Source organism: Trinickia sp. EG282A (genome assembly GCF_040965455.1).
Classification (GTDB): Bacteria; Pseudomonadota; Gammaproteobacteria; order Burkholderiales; family Burkholderiaceae; genus Trinickia; species Trinickia symbiotica.
Genome location: NZ_JBFRCC010000001.1, coordinates 1565073 through 1583597, shown reverse-complemented (window position 1 = coordinate 1583597; position 18525 = coordinate 1565073). Strand labels below are relative to the sequence as shown.

Sequence of the window (18525 nt, the reverse complement as noted above, 5' to 3'; positions counted from 1 at the left end):
GCAGCATTCCGCTCGAGCAAACGATTTGTTGTCAGCGACCTGTGCGAAAATTGCACAGGTCATCCGACAAGAGTTCCAGCACCATGCGTAGAAAGATTCCGTCCACCCTCGCACTGTCCGCGTTCGAAGCGGCGGCACGCCACCAGAGCTTCACGAAAGCTGCGGATGAGCTGGCGGTGACGCAAAGCGCTGTCTGCAGGCAGATTGCTTCCTTGGAGGATTTCCTCGGCCTCAAGTTGTTTCGCCGGGATCGCCGCGGCGTGGCGCTGACCGAAGCCGGTGTTGCCTACAGTCGGAAGGTGGCCTCCCGCCTCGACGATGTTGAACGCGATACGGTGGAATTGATGGGCAGAGGCGGCAAGGGAGGCACGCTCGAAGTCGCGGTCGTACCTACGTTTGCGACGAAATGGCTGCTCCCGCGCATGTCGATGTTCATGGCGGCTCATCCGGACATCACCGTCAATCTCAGCACACGCACGCGCCCGTTCCTGTTCGGCGACACCGATTTCGACGCCGCGCTTTACGCCGGCCCCGCGACATGGCCCGGCACGGCAAGCTGCTTTCTTATGCGCGAGAGCTTGATCGCCGTCTGCAGTCCCGACCTCATCGCACCGCGGCAAAGACTCAAGGCTTCCGACTGGTCCCGCTATCGCCTGCTGCAGCAGAGCACGCGGCCGTATGCTTGGCGCGACTGGTTCGCGTCACGCGGCATGCGAGTGGAAGGCGATATGTCGGGGCCGAGATTCGAGCTCTTTTCGATGCAGACCGAAGCGGCCATTCAGGGCATCGGGATTGCCCTCATCCCACGTCTTTTGATCGAGGACGAGTTGAGGCGCGGCATTTTGATTCCCGTTGCGCAGCATGACTATTTGAGCGACCGGTCGTACTACCTGATCTATCCGGAGCAGAAATCGGATAGCGCGCCGCTCGGCGCGTTTCGTGAGTGGATCGAGGAACAGGCGCGCACCTACCGGGAGCCGTTGGGATTGGGGTGATATCGCGGCGGCAGCAAAAAACCTGCAGAGCCGATGGCGGTGCAGGTTTCCGGGTAGCTGCTCTGCCTCCGGTGAAGCCGTCCGCTATTTGACTTCGTCGACGAACTCGTTCGTGAAGGTCTTCGGAAGATCGATGTGTTTGCCTTTGATGTTGGGATTGAAGCCGCTCAGGACCTTCAACACTGTCTCGGGGCCGCCCTGCGGCATCTTTCCATCCGGTGAATACATCGGCAGAGACGCTTTCAAAGCCTGAACGTAGAGTGCCTTGTTGCCGCCGTAGTAATCCGCAGGCATCTTCGCTGCGATATCTTCAGCGGAATGACTGCGAATGTACTGCAGCGTCTTAACGAACGCCCTCGCCAATTTCCGCGCGTCGTCCTGATGTGCTTGCGCCCAATCGCGCGTCACGTAAAGGCTCGACGCCGGGTAGAGTCCGCCCAGCGCAGCCTTGGTGCCCTCGATGGTGCTGAGGTCGACCAGTGGCTTGGCGTCCCCGCTAGCGCGCAAGAGCGAAGTGGTCGGCTCTGTCGTCCATGCAACGTCGACCCGCTTTTGCTTGATCGCCGCCATTAAACTGTTGCCCGCGCCCACGGGCAGCATCGAATATTCGTTTGTCTTCAACCCATAGTTGGACGCGAGGTACTGGCCGAGGAACGTGGACGATGAACCGAGCGCCGTTACACCCAGCGTTTTGCCTCTGATATCGCCCATGGTCTTAATCCGCTGCGCCTCGTCGGTCCGGACCATTTCCACGCTGCCCGGCACGAGTCCGAATATGACGATACTCTCTACGTCCTTCCCTTTCGTTTGCAGATCAATGGCGTGATCATAGAAACCGACTACGGCCTGCGCCGCTCCAGCAAGAAGTTCGTTCTCGGCATCGACGCCCGCTTGCTGCGACTGCAATTCAACGTCGAGGCCCTCGTCCTTGAAATAGCCCAAGTTTTCCGCGAGTTTGGGCGGCAGGTAAATCAGCTTGTTGATCCCGCCGACGATGATGGTGATTTTTTCGGCAGCGCCGGCATCCACCACCGAACATGCACTTAGCATAAGTACTGCAGTTGCGATACAACGAACTGAGGACTTCATCGACTGCGTCTCCTATTTTGTTGACTACGACAGCGAGCCGCAAAAATGCAGCCGGCCAATTACGCTCGTCATCGCATGGCGGCCGACGACGACACTAGCGGAAACCACTCCCTGCGCCTGCGTACACTGGGCTCCGAACTGGCACGCCGGTCTCCAATACTGGAAATTCGCGGCGCGAAATGGCGCTAATTGTTTTTGAAGACGATGCATACGGGACTGCCTGTATGAATCGTGCGACCGGTTGGCGTCAGGTTGCCTGCGACTTTGTCGCGCAGGAACTGAACGATCGTGTCCGATCGCTCGTTCGCAGCATAGAGATGGTCTCCGCAAGGGCTGAGACAGATGAAGCGCGGGAACTCTCCCTGCGTGTCCGTCCAACGTGGCTCTTTAGGAAATCCGCTCGCCCCATCCAGCGTAAAAGTGACGACCGAGTCATGTCCTCGATTCGAAACATAGAGATGTCGGCCGGTCGGATCGATCGCGATTCCCGCGGCACTTGTAGGTCCATGCATGCTGCGTGGAATAGTCGATACGGTGTCCAACGGCTCCAATTCGCCTGTGAAGACATCGAACCTCCAAGTCGTCACCGTGGAGTCCAGTTCGTTGGCCACGTAAACGATTGGCGACATGGGGTGAAATGCGGCGTGGCGCGGGCCCGAACCCTCGCGACAACGATGTGCCATAAGCATCGGTTCGCCGTTTTCCTTCCACTGCACGGCGAATACGGTATCCAGGCCCTTGTCGGGGACGATGTGCCAGTTGGAGTTGTAGCGGACCGTCGCGTACCGTGAAATCTGATGCGGGTGCGAGCTCGATTGTTCCGTCCGGTGCGGCCCCGGCAGGCCCGATAAATTCACCATGGAAGCAACGGGCAGCAATTCCCCATCGGCGCCCAAGGGCATTCGAGCAACCGCACCGGTCGCGTAGTTGGATACCACGAGCGATGCACGGTCGCGCGACAACGCGAGATGGACGGGATTCATGCCCGCGCACGATTGCGTGTTCAGCATCTCCAGCCGCCCAGTTGCGTGATCGATGCAATAGCTGCTCACATCGCTGCCATCGCCGTGGACTGCATAAAGCCTGTCCTGTTGCGCGTTCAATGCGAGAAAGGAAGGGTTATCCATGGCCGGGCAGACTTCGATCGGTTCCCAACGTCCCGTGGTCGAATCGATCCGGTACACGCTGATGCCTTTGCCCCGAGCGTTCCGCGCTCGCGTCGTTCGACATCCGACATATGCGTAGGTCACAAGCATGGGTGCCGCCTTACACGCTGGCGCATGGGTTGAAAAGAACGCTTGCCATTACGGGTTTCCTCCTGATCGACGACGAGCGCCTTGCGTTTCCGTTGCGTGCATTCTATGATCACAAAAAGCAATACGCAAACGAAGTCCCGCTCGGTAGTTACCCCAACTGCGGCGTGGCGGGCCGTCATCGAAGGAAGCAAGCAATGGCACAATCACATGCTGACTTTTCAGTGGCACCGCCGAATCTGGCGGTCGTGAATGGCGATTTGCTGCACGCACACGTACCGGACATGGGCACCTTCGTCGACGCACCCGCTCTCACCCCGCTGCAAACCCGCGTGACGCGGGAGATCCTTGCGTTGGCGCGCCGGGAGGACCTCGGTATAGGCAACCGCCTGGCCGAATCGCTCCTGGCCGAGAAAATCGGTACGTCCCGCACACCGGTCAACGTGGCACTGCATTACTTGGCCGCGCTCGGGGTGGTGTATTACGACGCCAACCGCGGATTCTTCATGGCCAAGCGCGCGCGAGACGTATCGGAAATCGCTGAGCAGTTCTTCAAGGAGCCCGACGACCCGCTCTATCTGAAAATTGCCGACGACCGGCTCGCGCACCAGCTATCCGATGTGGTGTCCGAGGCTGATTTGATGCGGCATTACGATGTATCTCGAAGCGAGCTGCGTCGCGTTCTCTCGCGCATGCAGGAAGAAGGGTGGATCGAACGCCAAGTCGGCCACGGCTGGCAATTTATGCCGATGATCGACTCGGTCGAAGCCTACGAGGAAAGCTATCTTTTTCGCGCAGCGGTCGAGCCGACCGGCATCATGTCACCGACTTTCAACGCGAACCCCGCTGAGCTGGAAGCCTTGCGGCGCAGGCAGCAATTCATTGCGGGGAGCGGGTATCTGTCGATGAACTCCGTGGAGCTTTTCGAAGCAAACAGCGAGTTTCACGAGACGATCGCAAAATGGTCCGGCAACCGTTTCATCGCGCAGTCGGTCCGTCGGATGGACCGTCTTAGGCGCCTCGTGGAGTATCGACAGGCCAGGGCGCGCAAACCGCGACAGGAGCAGGCGATCGAGCATTTGACCATCCTTGATGCGATCGCTGCGCACGACCTGCTCCGCGCTGCCACGCTGCTGCGCCAGCACATAGAAGGCGCGCGGCGCGCCAAGGTTCACGCCCAAGAAGTCTTTACGCCACGGCCATAGGCGTGGCGTTTTTTCGATCGTGGCCAGAGCGGCCGCATTTTTTTAACCCAAACTGCGTTTTGTGTTTACAAAACGCTTAATTCAAGCCTGGTCCGTCTACTGGATGGGGTTGGCAAATACGGAGACACGGATGTCGTTTCGTCGCGGCTGGATAGCCCTCTTTCTCTTCTGTCTATCGATGATCAACTACATGGACCGGATCGCGCTCTCCATTGCGGCCAAACCCATCGCGCAGGAGTTTCATCTGACGTCCATTGGCATGGGCTATCTGTTTTCGTCGTTCGTCTGGACCTACACGCTGTTTCTCCTCCCGATGGGCTTTCTGACCGATCGGTTCGGCACAAAGAAGATGGCTGGTCTGGGCATTGCGGTGTGGTCCGCCGCTACGGCGTTGACTGGCGCAGCGTCGAGCTTTGCCGGCTTGATGCTTGCGCGCCTGGTCATGGGCGCTGGCGAGTCGAGTAGCAATCCAGTCGGGGCGAAAGTGATCCGTCAATGGATCCCGGCCAGCGAACGCGGGGTGGTCAACGCGATGTTCAACAGCGGATCGTATGCCGGACCCGCTATTTGCTCGGTCATGCTCGGTTCACTTGTTGCACTCTTCGGCTGGCGCATCTCGTTCGTGGTTGCCGGCGCGATCGGCTTTGTATGGTTGGCTGCGTGGCTGCTGTTCTTCAATACGCCGGAGCGGGTGCGGTGGCTTAGTACCGACGAACGCGAAAAGATTCTCCGCGAGCGCGATGCCAAACCCGCGGGCATCGATCATCAAGCGACTGAATCCGGCGGGCTCTTGGCTCTCATGCGCTCGCCCACGATCTGGGGCTTGGCTATCACACAGGGCTGCAACGTCTACACGCAGTATCTCTTCCTGACCTGGCTGCCTAGCTACCTGCAGACGACCCGGCATATTACGATTGCCCATACCGGGGTGCTCGCCGCCGTTCCCTATGCAGCGTCCGTCGTCCTTTGCATTATCGTCGGCCGCCTGAGCGACCGGTATCTCAAGACGAGCGGAGTCGGGACCGGCCGCCGCCGCAACGCGGTCGCGCTTGCAATGATTACGGGCGCGACGATTCTCGCCGTTCCGTTCATCTCCGACCTTCCTTGGTTGCTACTGGTGTTTTCGATCACGCTTGCGGGCATCGCGTCCACGACGTCACTCAACTTTGCCCTCCTCAACGACCTGCTCCCGAACTCGCGCGACATTGCGAAAGCCATGGCATTCCTTGTCGTCGGTGGAAATGTGTTTGGCATGATCGCTCCCATCGCGACCGGCTATGTCATTCACGCCACCGGCAGCTACAACTGGGCGTTCGGCATCGCCGGCTTGCTGCTGCTCGTGGGTGCAATCGTCGTGCTCACCATGACGCGATCGCCGATGACACGAGACCAAAAACGCTCGCAAGCGGAAGTGGCGGCCTGATGGCGCGCTCCCGCCAGCATCAGGCGCAACGACTCAGCGCATGTCTACGACGAGCGTAGCCACTTTTTCTTTTTGATTGGAGAACAAATATGTCTGTGAAGACTCCCTCGGGCGCAGCCCTTCTGAAGCCAGAGTCGCTGCCTACGCACGAGCGTGGCGGAGGCGCCAGGACCACGCCGCTGATTTCACGAGAACTGGGTTCCACCAGCTTCATCACGGGTTATACGTCGTTCGACCCCGGTGTGGAGATTCCCTTTCATAGCCACAACTGTCAAGAAAGCGTTGTGCTGATGGAAGGCGAAGCGATGCTCGATATCGACGGACTGGCGTACCCACTGAAGCCCCACGACGTCACGTTCATCCCGCCCAACGTCAACCATCGGTTCCGCAATCTTTCGAAAACGCAGCCGATGAAAATCCTATGGATATACGCCACCCTCGAGGCGACGCGTACGTTGACTGCGTCCGGCCAAACCAATCCGGTCGTCGCGGAACACGGCAAACGGTAAACAAATCAGTCAATATTGCTGGGAGATTTTTCATGCCATTCACCGTACACGCGGAGGAACTGACGCAGTTCGGTACGGCTACTTTGAAGCACTTGGGCGTTCCGGAAAACGACGCACATCTGCTCGCCGATAGCCTCGTGACCGCGGAGCTATGGGGGCATTCGTCGCACGGGATGCTGCGTTTGCCCTGGTACGTCGATCGCTTGCGCAGCGGCGTCATGACCGCTGTCACTGAACCGGGGCATGTACTCGAGGCCGGTGCCGTTTCAGTGCTCGACGGGCGCCACGGGATAGGACAGGTTCTGACCGCGAAGGCAGTCGCGCAGGGGATCGATCGTGCGCGTCAATTCGGCGTCAGCGCCGTCGGCGTGCGCAACTCGAATCACTTCGGAACAGCGGCTTATTTCACGCGAGAGGCAGCCAAAGCCGGCTGCATCGCATTTTTGGCCACCAATGCGAGTCCCGCCATGGCGCCTTGGGGCGGCCGAGACAAAACCGTTGGCACGAATCCGTGGTCGATTGCCGCGCCAGGCGGTCGGCGCGGTGTGGCGGTAATGGACATTGCGAACACCGCAGTCGCGCGCGGCAAAGTCTATCTGGCCGCAGAGCGCGGAGCCGCCATCCCCGACAACTGGGCAGCCGACGAAAACGGAGTGCCGACCACGGATGCCGCCAAGGCAATTCATGGCTTGATCCTCCCTATGGCGGGCCACAAAGGCTACGTCATTTCTTTCATGATGGATGTGCTTGCCGGCGTGCTCACGGGAAGCCAGTTCGGCTCCAAGGTGGTCGGGCCGTATGACGCCACAAGGCACAGCGGCTGCGGCCACCTTCTGATCACGATCGACATTAAATCGATGATGCCGCTGGCCGAATTCGAGCAACGGATGGAAACCTTGATCGACGAGATCAAGCGAGTGCCAAAAGCGCACGGCATCGAAGAAATCTTCTTCCCTGGTGAACTGGAAGACCACAACCGCAAACAGCTAAGCGAGTCTGGCATCGCGCTGGCCGACAACACTTGGCAGAGCATGGCCAAGCTGGCCAAAGAAACCAACGTTCCCCTTCCCCAACCCGCATACGCCTAACCAACTCATACTTCAAAATGATTGCGCTTATTGTTTCTTTGAAGGTCTATCCCGAACACTTGGAAGAATTTCTGTCCGCCATCAACGAAAACGCCGCGCGCACGTTTTCCGACGAACCTGGCTGCAGGTATTTCGACGTCACGCGGGACATGAAGGATCCGCTGCACTTCATGTTCTACGAGCTGTACGACGACGAGGCGGCAATCGAGGCTCACCGGGCCGCTCCCCACTTCGCGAAGTGGCGAGAGGCAGCAGACCGCTGCGTCGTCAAAGGCAGCCAAGTCAATACGCTTTGCACTCAGCTCTTCCATCACGCTTGATCGCCCTGCCGCGAGCAGCCGGAAGCCCCCCGCTCGCGCCGATCCAACAGGAAAACGTCATGACATCAACCATCACCACGCTGAACCCAATCGATGGTTCGGTTCTACAAAGCTACCGCGGTTGGTCTCCCGAGCAGATCGAGCGAGCGGTCGCCGCCGGCCATAGCGCGGCGCTGTCTTGGGGAAAGACACCGCTCGACCTGCGAGTCGCGGCGATCCGACGACTCGCAGACGAACTCCGCCGCAAAAGCCCGGTGCTAAGCAAGCTCATCACGACGGAGATGGGCAAAATCACCGCAGAGGCCGCAGGAGAGGTGGAAAAATCTGCAGTAACTGCGCTCTACTACGCCGATAACGCAGAACGGATTCTTGCGGACGAGAAGGTCGACATCAATGGCGTCGATGCCTGGATCAGCTACGAACCCATTGGGTTGGTCTTGGCCGTGATGCCATGGAACTTTCCCGTCTGGCAGGTGATGCGCTTTGCGATTCCGTCGCTGACCGCTGGCAATGGCGTCGTTCTCAAGCATTCGCCTAATGTCACGGGGTGCGCTCTTGCGCTGGAGCAGCTATTTGTCGACGCCGGCTTCCCGTCGCATCTGGTAACGACGTTGGTTGTCGCGGAACCAGAAGTCCCGGCAGTGATCAACACGCTCATCGACGACGATCGCATCGCTGCAGTGACGCTCACCGGCTCGAACCGGGCGGGAGCAGCCGTCGGTAGTGCCGCCGGGCGCGCATCGAAGAAGTCGGTACTCGAGCTCGGCGGATCAGATGCATTCGTCGTGCTCGATGATGCGGACATTTCGAATGCGGTAGCAGCCGCCGTGAAGGCTCGCTTCAACAACGCGGGCCAAAGCTGCGTTTGCGCGAAGCGCTTCATATGTTCAAAGGGATCGCCGACCACAAGCGCTTGCGCCTTTTTCGCGAATTGCACAAGGAACGCAGATGGGGCCCCTGGCCCGTGCCGACTTGCGCGACGCCCTGGAAAGCCAGGTCAAGCGATCACTCGAGGCCGGCGCTACGCTGCTCACCGGAGGCGCCACTATCGATGGTCCCGGCTATTTCTATGCGCCGACCGTACTTGGCAACACCCGCCCGGGTATCGCAGCGTTCGACGAGGAAACCTTCGGGCCCGTCGCTGCAATCGCCGTTGCGAAGAACGACGAAGACGCCATTCGACTCGCAAACGCCACACAATTTGGTCTGTCCATCAGCATTTGGTCCTCGTCCATGGATCGGGCGCTCAACATTGCCAAGCGCGTCACGACGGGTGCAACCTTCATCAATGCGATGACGGCGTCCGACGCGCGCGTTCCATTCGGCGGCACCAAGAAATCTGGATATGGCCGCGAACTTGCAACGGCCGGGATTCGAGAATTTACCAATACACGAACCTATTGGGCGGCTCGTCGAACCTAATTCATTCAGGCGAGACCGCGAACGCCTTCGTACCTTCGACCGAAAACAAAAAACCCGCAGAGCCAATAGCAGTGCGGGTTTCGGGGTACTGCAACAGAACACGATGGAACTGCCTGAAGCAAATCGCGAACGGAAATGGTGGGTGCTGAGAGGCTCGAACTCCCGACCTACGCCTTGTAAGGGCGCCGCTCTACCAACTGAGCTAAGCACCCGTTCGCGCTGCGTGACACATTGCTCGCTCATTCGAGCTAGCTCGACGCCGCAGCTTGCGGATTTCTCGCTGAACGGCTTATCTACTCAATCAGCGAGCCCGCTAGTTTAGCGCATCTTTCAGCGCTTTGCCAGGCCTGAACTTCGGAACTTTCGCCGCACCGATCTTGATCGCAGCGCCCGTGCGCGGATTGCGCCCGGTGCGGGCCGTCCGCTTACCCACCGCAAACGTGCCGAACCCGACGAGCGTGACCGAATCGCCCTTTTTCAACGTGTTCTTGACCCCTGCGATCAACGCATCGAGCGCACGCCCTGCCGCTGCCTTCGATAAATCCGCCTGCTCCGCGATGTGATCGATCAGTTCCGACTTGTTCATCCAAAACCCCCGAGCGTGAATGTTGCAATCGTGGTGAATGCCCTTGCGATGCGCGCAGCGTTCGGCACGCAAAGCTGAGCTTGCTCATTAGATGCAGACGAAACGCCCATGTCAACCGGGGTTGCACCGGGATGACCCGAATCGAGGTATCCCTGACGAGATCACCGCATGCACACGCAAAAAAGCCCACAGGGCAAAGACCCTATGGGCTCTTGGCCACGCCGCGCGAATGCGGCACGGCGCGCCAGCGGATCGGGACCGCCGAAGCGATCCGTTCCGATCGATCGTCAGTGCTTCACGAACTCGGTAGCCGTCTCCTTGGTCGCATCGGCGACGGGCGCGGCCGGCTTCGGCTCCTCCTCGGGGAGTGCCTCGGGCACGCGCTCGAGTGCGAGCTCGAGCACCCTGTCGATCCAACGCACCGGCACGATCTCGATCGAGTTCTTGACGTTGTCAGGGATCTCGGTCAAGTCCTTGACGTTCTCTTCCGGGATCAGCACGAGCTTGATACCGCCACGGTGCGCCGCCAGCAACTTCTCCTTGAGGCCGCCGATTGGCAGGACTTCGCCACGCAGCGTGATCTCGCCCGTCATCGCCACGTCCGCCCGCACGGGAATGCCCGTGAGGACCGACACGAGCGCCGTCGTCATCGCGATACCCGCGGAAGGACCGTCTTTCGGCGTCGCGCCCTCTGGCACGTGGATGTGGATGTCCTGCTTGTCGAACGCCTCATCCTTGATGCCGAGTCGCCGCGAACGCGAGCGCACCACGGACCGCGCCGCCTCGACGGACTCCTTCATCACGTCGCCCAGCGAACCCGTGCGAATGACGTTGCCCTTGCCCGGCATCACGGCCGCCTCGATCGTCAGCAGATCGCCGCCGACTTCCGTCCACGCCAGACCCGTGACCTGTCCGATCTGGTTCTGCTTGGCCGCGAGGCCGAAGTCGTACTTGCGCACGCCAAGGAACGTGTCGAGGTTCTCGCCATCGACCTTGACCGCGCCTTCCGCCTTCTTCAGCAGCAGCATCTTCACGACCTTGCGGCAGATCTTCGATACTTCGCGCTCGAGCGAACGCACGCCGGCTTCGCGCGTGTAGTAGCGAATGATGTCGCGAATCGCCTGCTCGCTGACCTCGATTTCGCCGTCCTTCAGGCCGTTGTTGCGCTTTTGCTTGGGCAGCAAGTAGCGCTGCGCGATGCTGACCTTCTCGTCCTCGGTGTAGCCCGAGAGGCGAATCACTTCCATCCGGTCGAGCAGCGGAGGCGGAATGTTCAGCGAGTTCGACGTCGCGACGAACATCACGTCCGAGAGATCGAAATCCACTTCGACGTAGTGATCGGCGAACGTATGGTTCTGCTCGGGGTCGAGCACTTCGAGCAACGCCGACGACGGATCGCCGCGGAAATCCATGCCCATCTTGTCGACTTCGTCGAGCAGGAAAAGCGGATTGCGCACGCCGACTTTCGTGAGGCTCTGCAGAATCTTGCCCGGCATCGAACCGATGTAGGTCCGGCGGTGACCGCGGATCTCGGCTTCGTCGCGCACGCCGCCGAGCGCCATGCGCACGAACTTGCGGTTCGTCGCACGAGCGATCGACTGACCGAGCGAAGTCTTACCGACTCCAGGAGGCCCGACGAGACAGAGAATCGGCGCCTTGACCTTGTCGACGCGTTGTTGCACCGCAAGATACTCGAGGATCCGTTCCTTCACCTTTTCGAGGCCGAAATGATCCTCGTCGAGCACACGCTCGGCGTTCGAGAGGTCGTTGTTGACCTTGCTCTTCTTGCGCCACGGCAAGCCGATCAGCGTGTCGATGTAGTTGCGCACGACCGTTGCTTCGGCCGACATCGGCGACATCAGCTTGAGCTTCTTCAACTCGGCGTCGGCCTTCTTCTTGGCCTCCTTCGGCATGCGCGCCGCTTCGATCCGCTTTTCGAGCTCCTCGAGGTCCGCGCCTTCCTCGCCCTCGCCGAGCTCCTTCTGAATCGCCTTGACCTGCTCGTTCAGGTAGTACTCGCGCTGGCTCTTCTCCATTTGCCGCTTCACGCGACCACGGATACGCTTTTCGACCTGCAGAATGTCGATTTCCGCCTCGAGTTGCGCGAGCAGATGCTCGAGCCGCTCGATGACAGGGAACATCTCGAGGATGTGCTGTTTCTGGTCGAGCTTCAGCGGCAGGTGCGCGGCGATCGTGTCGGCCAGGCGACCGGCTTCGTCAATGCCCGCCAGCGACGTGAGGATTTCAGGCGGAATCTTCTTGTTGAGCTTCACGTACTGATCGAACTGCGAGACGATCGCACGGCGCAACGCCTCGGTTTCGGCGCTATCGGCATGATCGGGCTCGAGCGGCATGACTTCGCACGAAAACTGCGTTTCCTGCTCTTCGATCGTCAACGTCTTCGCACGCTGCAGCCCCTCGACGAGCACTTTCACGGTGCCGTCGGGCAACTTCAGCATTTGCAGGATGTTCGCGATACATCCCACTTCATACATGTCCTTTTCGGTCGGCTCATCTTTCGCCGCGGTCTTTTGCGCGACAAGCATGATGTGCTTGCCGCCCTCCATCGCCACCTCGAGCGCCTTGATGGATTTCGGCCGCCCCACGAACAGCGGGATGACCATGTGCGGGAACACGACCACATCCCGCAACGGCAGCAGTGGGAGCGTGGTGCGCTCGGAAGGAAGGAGCTGGGTTCCTGACATTTTCATTTCCCCAAGAATGGTTTCGTAACGTTCAGTAGTTGAGGCCCGCTATACGGAATGCAAGCCTTCGCGTGTGGGAAAAAGTTCAGTGCACGTGTCGCGGTAGTCAGCATCACCCACAAGATAAACGAAAAAAGCCGTTCACGTCGGCCATGAACGGCTTCTCCAAAAGCCTTCTCGGCTGCTCGATCAATTCGAACCCGCCACTTTCGGCGCTTCTTCATAGATCAGCAACGGTTTGCCGTCGCCATCGATGACGTTGTCGTCGATTATTACTTTGCTGACCCCTTTCATGGCCGGCAATTCATACATCACGTCGAGGAGCGCCTGTTCCAAAATCGAGCGAAGGCCGCGCGCGCCCGTTTTGCGCCGGATGGCCTTGCGCGCCACGGCCTGTAGCGCCGCGGGCCGGATTTCGAGCTCGACGCGCTCCATCGCGAACAGCTTGTGGTACTGCTTGACGAGGGCGTTCTTCGGCTCGACGAGAATCTTCATGAGCGCTGCTTCGTCGAGCTTGCCGAGCGTCGCCACGACCGGCAGACGGCCGATCAGTTCGGGAATCAGCCCGAATTTGATCAAATCCTCGGGTTCGACCTCGCGCAGCACCTCGCCCGCGTCGCGCTCCTGTTTGCTCTTGACCGTCGCGCCGAAACCGATCCCTGTTTTTTCGGTCCGGTCCGTGATGACCTTTTCGAGGCCGTCGAACGCGCCGCCGCAGACGAACAGAATGTTCGTCGTGTCCACCTGGATGAAGTCCTGGTTCGGATGCTTGCGGCCACCCTGCGGCGGCACCGACGCCATCGTGCCCTCGACAAGCTTCAGCAACGCCTGCTGCACGCCTTCGCCGGAAACGTCACGTGTGATCGACGGGTTATCCGATTTACGGCTGATCTTGTCGATTTCGTCGATGTAGACGATGCCGCGCTGCGCCTTCTCGACTTCGTAGTTGCAGTTCTGCAGCAGCTTCTGAATGATGTTCTCGACGTCCTCGCCGACGTAACCGGCTTCGGTCAGCGTCGTTGCGTCCGCGATCACGAACGGCACGTTCAGCAGCCGCGCAAGAGTCTGCGCGAGCAATGTCTTGCCCGAACCGGTCGGTCCGATTAGCAGAATATTGCTTTTCGACAGCTCGATGTCGTCCTTTTTGTCAAGGTGCTTGAGCCGCTTGTAATGGTTGTAAACCGCCACGGCGAGAATCTTCTTCGCTCGCTCCTGGCCGATCACATATTGATCGAGAATCTCACGAATTTCCTGCGGGCTCGGCAAGTCGGACTTCGACAAGCCAGCGTCCGTGCCTGCTCCCGCGGCTTCGTCGCGAATGATCTCGTTGCACAGGTCGATGCACTCATCGCAGATGAACACCGACGGGCCGGCAATCAGTTTCTTCACCTCATGCTGGCTTTTACCGCAAAACGAGCAATACAACAGCTTTTCGCTGTTCGAACCCTTCTTGTCCGCCATGGATATACGAGCCTCCGGACACTCGAATCACTACGCAGGCAGGGCACGCCACCGCCCCCATTGGGGACGGAACAAGTTCGCCGAACTTGTCTGGCGCCTCCGCTGCCCGCGCCTGAAACTATTATCGACCATTTATAACACCGCTTGAGCCGGCAACCATACCGAGGTATGAAAGAATTCGGCTCGCCGCGGCGCTTAGGGCATCTTACGGGCGCTTTTGCAAGACCTGGTCGATCAGGCCATATGCTTGGGCGTCCTCGCCAGACATGAAGTTGTCACGGTCGGTGTCGCGCGCGATGCGCTCGACGGGTTGCCCGGTGTGGTGCGAGAGCAACTGGTTGAGCCGTTCCTTCAGATAAAGAATTTCGCGTGCCTGGATTTCGATGTCCGACGCCTGGCCGCGCGCGCCGCCAAGCGGTTGGTGAATCATCACGCGCGCGTTGGGCAACGCAAACCGCTTGCCTTTTGCCCCGGACGCGAGCAGGAACGCCCCCATGCTCGCCGCAAGCCCCATGCACAGCGTCGAGACGTCCGGCTTGATGAACTGCATTGTGTCGTAAATCGCCATCCCCGCCGAGACGGAGCCCCCTGGGCTGTTGATGTAGAGGCTGATGTCTTTGTCGGGATTTTCGCTCTCGAGGAACAGCAGCTGCGCAACGACGAGGTTTGCCGTCTGATCGTTGACTTCGCCGACCATGAAGACGACGCGCTCCTTGAGCAGGCGCGAATAGATGTCGTACGAACGCTCGCCCCGGCCGCTCGTTTCGACGACGATCGGCACGAGCCCCAACGCTTGGGTTTCAAGATCCCGCGGCGCTTGTGAGGCCAACGTGTCGAGCAATTGAGCGCGAAAGGTCATGCGATGAGTCCTTCTCTTGGAATGTGTCTTGAATGCCGACGGCAGCGCACCGGTGTCTTGCCTCGAGAACCCGGCGCCAAAACTACCCGGCCCCGGGATGCCTTTTGCGAGAAAAAACGGCGTGCGGCCGTCGCCCCGACAGCCAGCACGCCGTTCGCGGCGATGCCTTACGCTTGCGCCGAGGCGCTCGCCAGTGCTTCGAAGCTGACTTCCTTATCCGTCACTTTCGCCTTGCCGAGCACGAACTCGACGACGTTGCTTTCGACGACGTAGGCTTCCATTTCGGCCAGGCGCTGCTTGTTCGAATAATACCAGCGGATCACTTCCTTCGGGTCTTCGTAGCTTTTCGCGAATTCCTCGACCTCGGCGCGGATCTGCTCGGGCTTCGCCTCGAGGTTGTTCGCCTTGACGAGCTCGGCCAGCACGAGGCCCAGCTTCACGCGGCGCTCGGCTTGCTCCTTGAACATTTCGGCCGGGATCGGGGCATCGGCCGCGTTCGGCACGCCACGCTGCACGAGATCCTGGCGCGCCATTTCGACGAGGCGCTGTTGATCCTGTTCGATGAGCGCGTTCGGCACGTCGAGCTCGGCGAGCTTCAGGAGCGCATCCATCACCTGGTTTTTGACGATCGACTGCGTGCGGCGCTTCGCCTCACGCTCGAGGTTTTCCTTGATTTCGGCGCGCATCTTCGTGAGGTCGCCATCGGCGATGCCGAGCGACTTCGCGAATTCGCCGTCGATTTCGGGCAGATGGGGCCACTCGACTTTCTTCATCGTGACCGTGAACTGCGCCGTCTTGCCCGCGACTTCCTTGCCGTGATAGTCGTCCGGGAACTGGAGATCGAACTCGCGCGTTTCGCCGGCCTTCAGGCCGGTCGCGGCCTGTTCGAATTCGGGCAGCATGCGTCCTTCGCCGAGCACGAACACGAAATCCTCGGCCGTGCCGCCCTGGAACGCCTCACCGTCGATCTTGCCGACGAAGTCGATGGTAACGCGATCGCCGCTTTGCGCCGCCGCATCCGCGCCACCGTCGCCATGCTCGCCCGCTTCGCCGCGCGCGTGATAGTGCACGCGCTGCTTGCGCAGGATCTCGAGTGTGCGATCGACTTCGGCTTCCGAAATCGACGTGACCGAGCGCTCGATTTCCGCCGTCGACAGCTCGCCGATCTTCACTTCGGGATAGACCTCGAACGTCGCGTCGAACGCGTAACTGTCCGTATCGCTATCCTCTTTCGGGCTGAAGCTCGGCTGTCCGGCAACGCGCAGGTTCTCGGCGCGGCTGATGTCGAAGAACTGCTTGCCGACCTTGTCGGAGAGCACCTCGGCCTCGACCTGCCCCGCGTACTGCTGCGTCACCATCTTGAGCGGCACCTTGCCCGGACGGAAGCCTGGCATGCGCACGTTCTTGGCGATCTGGCGGATCCGAGACTCGATCTCCTTTTGCACCGCCTCCTTCGGCAGGGAAATCGTCACGCGGCGTTCAAGCTTGCCGAGGTTTTCAACAACGTTAGCCATGGCTTCAATCGTCCTAAATTGTTCAAGCGTGTCAGTAACCTTCCCCGTGTCCACTGCTCGTCGACACCATCGGGTATCGCGAGCGCACCTTTTCCCCAGTCGAGCCAGCCGCACGAACGGACGCGAAAAAACGGTGCTTGATCACCATCCTTTCGCTTCCTCGTTGGCATTGCGTGGCGCTTGCCTTGACGTTGTTCTTGGCAATATCGACCGGAGTCGGCGCTCTCGAGGAGCACGGTTCGGATCGGAAGAATCGGTTATTCTAGCAAACTATTCCGCCCGGCTGGCCGCGCATGGACGTGGCCGCTTCCGTCTCGATCGCGCGTCGCTTTGCCGCCGCCAACAGCTCCCACCCCCGATGACCGACCTGTTAAGCTGTCGCCCGGACAGCGGCCGCGCACGGCGCGCGGCAACTCGCATTCGCCATAGGTTATAGAGATAAGACCCATTCGGAGACACACTCATGCCGAACCTCTCGCCGGTCATCGTCATTGCCCCCGATTCGTTCAAAGGCTCTCTGAGCGCGCAAGGCGTCGCCGAAGCCATCGCCAAGGGCGTCGCGCGCGCCAGGCCGGACGCCGTCGTGCGGCTCTGCCCGATGGCCGACGGCGGTGAAGGCACGCTCGATGCCATGCTCGCGCGCGGCGGCGAGCGGCGTGTGTTGCAGGTGCGCGGCGCGAGCGGCGCCAGACGCGACGCCGCGGTGGGCCTGCTGTCGAACGGCGCCGCGATCGTCGAGACCGCCGAGATCGTCGGGATTACCGATGACGTCGCGATGTGCGCGCCCGTCGAAGCGCGCAGCACGCGCGGCATGGGTGAAGCGATTCGTCTGCTGCTCGATGCGGGCATGCGGCGCTTTTTCGTCGCGCTCGGCGGCAGCAGCACGAACGACGGCGGGGCGGGCCTTCTCGTCGGCCTCGGGCTCAAGCTCTTCGACGATCATGGGCGCGAGCTCGAACCCACGCCGGCCGACCTCTCGCGACTGGTGCGCATCGATGCGTCAGGGCTCGACGCGCGGCTCGCCGAGGCTTCCTTCGTCGCGATGTCCGACGTCGATAATCCGCTCGCGGGAGAACACGGCGCGACGGCCGTGTTCGGTCCGCAAAAAGGCGTGAGCGCCGACCAGATCGCTTTGATTGACGGTGTGCTTGCCCGCTTTGCGGCGCTTCTCGAAGCGGCGCTCGGGCGCACCGCGCGCGACCTTCCGGGCTCGGGTGCCGCCGGCGGGCTCGGTTTCGCGCTGCGCATGCTCGGCGCCGAATTCGAGGCGGGCGCGGAAGTCGTCGCGGCGCAAGTGGGACTCGACGCGGCACTCGACGGCGCCAACTGGCTCATCACGGGCGAAGGCCGCTCGGATGTCCAGACGCTGCACGGCAAGGCGCCGTTCGTCGCCTGCCGCCACGCGCGGACCGCGGGCGTGCCCGCGACGCTGCTCTCCGGCGCCGTCGATTCCTCCGCGCTCGAGCGGCTCTCCGAGCATTTTTGCGGCTGCTTTTCACCCGCGCCCGGGCCGATTTCGCTCGACACCGCGATCCGCGATGCGGCGCGGCTGCTAGCGAACGAGGCCGAGCAACTCACGCGGTTGAAGTACGGCTTATGAGCACTAGTTCCGCGAAGGCCGCCAAGGCCGGGCTCGAGCAATTTCTGACCTATCGGATGCACGTGCTGAACAAGCTCTCCGAGCGCGGCATCAGCGAGCGATACCAGGCGAAGCTCGACGTCTCGCTGCCCGAAGCGCGCATCATCGCGTCGGTCGGATCGTTCGGGCCGTTTTCGATCATGGATCTGGCGAAACACGCGAACCTCGACAAGAGCCAGGCGAGCCGCGCCGCCGAAGCCCTGATCAAGCGCGGACTCGTGCGCCGCACGCCGAGCCTCGAGGACGGTCGCGTCGTCATGGTTTCGCTGACCGACGAGGGGCGCGCGCTCTATCGCAAGGTCATGCCGATCGCGCGCAAATGGAACGCGGATCTCTTCGGCTGCCTCGACGAGGCCGAGAAAGCCGCCTTGAGCCGCGCGCTCGACAAGGTCATTGCCAGCGCCCTCGCGAATGACGATCGGCGACCGACGATGGACGAATGACGATCGTCGATCGA

16 protein-coding genes, 1 tRNA gene and 1 pseudogene are annotated in these 18525 nt (G+C 60.7%); 10 read left to right on the top strand and 8 right to left on the bottom strand.

Annotated elements, in window-relative coordinates; all coding sequences use genetic code 11:
• Positions 1-83 precede the first annotated feature (83 nt).
• The gene (locus AB4Y31_RS07250) at positions 84-995 is read left to right on the top strand and encodes a LysR substrate-binding domain-containing protein (protein WP_368673293.1); all 912 of its coding nucleotides are present in this window, start codon (positions 84-86) and stop codon (positions 993-995) included.
• An 84-nt stretch (positions 996-1079) separates the two neighbouring features.
• On the opposite strand, the gene AB4Y31_RS07245 is transcribed toward AB4Y31_RS07250, so the two are convergent.
• Both AB4Y31_RS07245 and AB4Y31_RS07240 read right to left on the bottom strand, forming a co-directional pair.
• Positions 1080-2045, bottom strand: a complete 966-nt coding sequence (locus AB4Y31_RS07245) for an ABC transporter substrate-binding protein (RefSeq protein ID WP_368673471.1) — start codon at positions 2043-2045, stop codon at positions 1080-1082.
• A gap of 224 nt (positions 2046-2269) precedes the next feature.
• A complete protein-coding gene (locus tag AB4Y31_RS07240; RefSeq protein WP_368673292.1) occupies positions 2270-3340 on the bottom strand; it encodes a lactonase family protein in 1071 nt (356 codons plus the stop codon).
• Positions 3341-3534: 194 nt separating this feature from the next.
• On the opposite strand from AB4Y31_RS07240, the gene AB4Y31_RS07235 reads away from it, so the two are divergent.
• The 7 genes and pseudogenes from AB4Y31_RS07235 (at position 3535) to AB4Y31_RS07205 (ending at position 9304) form a co-directional block, all read left to right on the top strand.
• Positions 3535-4542: an FCD domain-containing protein gene (locus AB4Y31_RS07235; protein ID WP_368673291.1), complete on the top strand. Its 1008-nt coding sequence runs from the start codon at positions 3535-3537 to the stop codon at positions 4540-4542.
• A gap of 103 nt (positions 4543-4645) precedes the next feature.
• A complete protein-coding gene (locus AB4Y31_RS07230) occupies positions 4646-5965 on the top strand; it encodes an MFS transporter (RefSeq protein WP_368673290.1) in 1320 nt (439 codons plus the stop codon).
• An 89-nt stretch (positions 5966-6054) separates the two neighbouring features.
• Complete coding sequence (locus AB4Y31_RS07225) at positions 6055-6474, top strand: cupin domain-containing protein (RefSeq protein WP_368673289.1); 420 nt, start codon at positions 6055-6057, stop codon at positions 6472-6474.
• Between the two features lie 32 nt (positions 6475-6506).
• Positions 6507-7562, top strand: a complete 1056-nt coding sequence (locus AB4Y31_RS07220; protein ID WP_368673470.1) for an Ldh family oxidoreductase — start codon at positions 6507-6509, stop codon at positions 7560-7562.
• Positions 7563-7579: 17 nt separating this feature from the next.
• Positions 7580-7882 carry a putative quinol monooxygenase gene (locus AB4Y31_RS07215; protein ID WP_368673288.1) on the top strand — a complete coding sequence of 101 codons (303 nt, stop codon included), beginning with the start codon at positions 7580-7582 and terminating at the stop codon, positions 7880-7882.
• A 59-nt stretch (positions 7883-7941) separates the two neighbouring features.
• Positions 7942-8715 (top strand): annotated as a pseudogene (locus AB4Y31_RS07210) (aldehyde dehydrogenase family protein); the annotation flags it as partial.
• Positions 8716-8830: 115 nt separating this feature from the next.
• Positions 8831-9304, top strand: coding sequence for an aldehyde dehydrogenase family protein (locus tag AB4Y31_RS07205; protein ID WP_368673287.1), 474 nt, complete (start codon positions 8831-8833; stop codon positions 9302-9304).
• A gap of 136 nt (positions 9305-9440) precedes the next feature.
• Here AB4Y31_RS07205 and AB4Y31_RS07200 read toward each other — a convergent pair.
• The 6 genes from AB4Y31_RS07200 to tig form a co-directional block, all read right to left on the bottom strand.
• Positions 9441-9516, bottom strand: a tRNA-Val gene (locus AB4Y31_RS07200).
• A 101-nt stretch (positions 9517-9617) separates the two neighbouring features.
• The gene (locus tag AB4Y31_RS07195) at positions 9618-9890 is read right to left on the bottom strand and encodes an HU family DNA-binding protein (RefSeq protein ID WP_018443457.1); all 273 of its coding nucleotides are present in this window, start codon (positions 9888-9890) and stop codon (positions 9618-9620) included.
• Between the two features lie 287 nt (positions 9891-10177).
• Entirely contained in the window at positions 10178-12595 is a 2418-nt protein-coding gene (gene lon, locus AB4Y31_RS07190; RefSeq protein ID WP_026230188.1) for an endopeptidase La, read from the bottom strand.
• A 189-nt stretch (positions 12596-12784) separates the two neighbouring features.
• On the bottom strand, positions 12785-14056 hold the full coding sequence (clpX, locus tag AB4Y31_RS07185; RefSeq protein ID WP_018443459.1) for an ATP-dependent Clp protease ATP-binding subunit ClpX: 1272 nt from the start codon (positions 14054-14056) through the stop codon (positions 12785-12787).
• Between the two features lie 205 nt (positions 14057-14261).
• Positions 14262-14915: an ATP-dependent Clp endopeptidase proteolytic subunit ClpP gene (clpP, locus tag AB4Y31_RS07180; RefSeq protein WP_018443460.1), complete on the bottom strand. Its 654-nt coding sequence runs from the start codon at positions 14913-14915 to the stop codon at positions 14262-14264.
• Positions 14916-15082: 167 nt separating this feature from the next.
• On the bottom strand, positions 15083-16429 hold the full coding sequence (gene tig, locus AB4Y31_RS07175) for a trigger factor (RefSeq protein ID WP_368673286.1): 1347 nt from the start codon (positions 16427-16429) through the stop codon (positions 15083-15085).
• Between the two features lie 463 nt (positions 16430-16892).
• Between tig and AB4Y31_RS07170 the strand changes: the two genes are divergently transcribed.
• Both AB4Y31_RS07170 and AB4Y31_RS07165 read left to right on the top strand, forming a co-directional pair.
• Positions 16893-18029, top strand: coding sequence for a glycerate kinase (locus AB4Y31_RS07170; RefSeq protein WP_368673285.1), 1137 nt, complete (start codon positions 16893-16895; stop codon positions 18027-18029).
• Positions 18026-18511 (top strand): MarR family winged helix-turn-helix transcriptional regulator, encoded by a 486-nt coding sequence (locus tag AB4Y31_RS07165; protein WP_368673284.1) that lies wholly within the window; start codon positions 18026-18028, stop codon positions 18509-18511. The genes AB4Y31_RS07170 and AB4Y31_RS07165 overlap by 4 nt, the downstream gene beginning before the upstream one ends.
• Positions 18512-18525 lie beyond the last annotated feature (14 nt).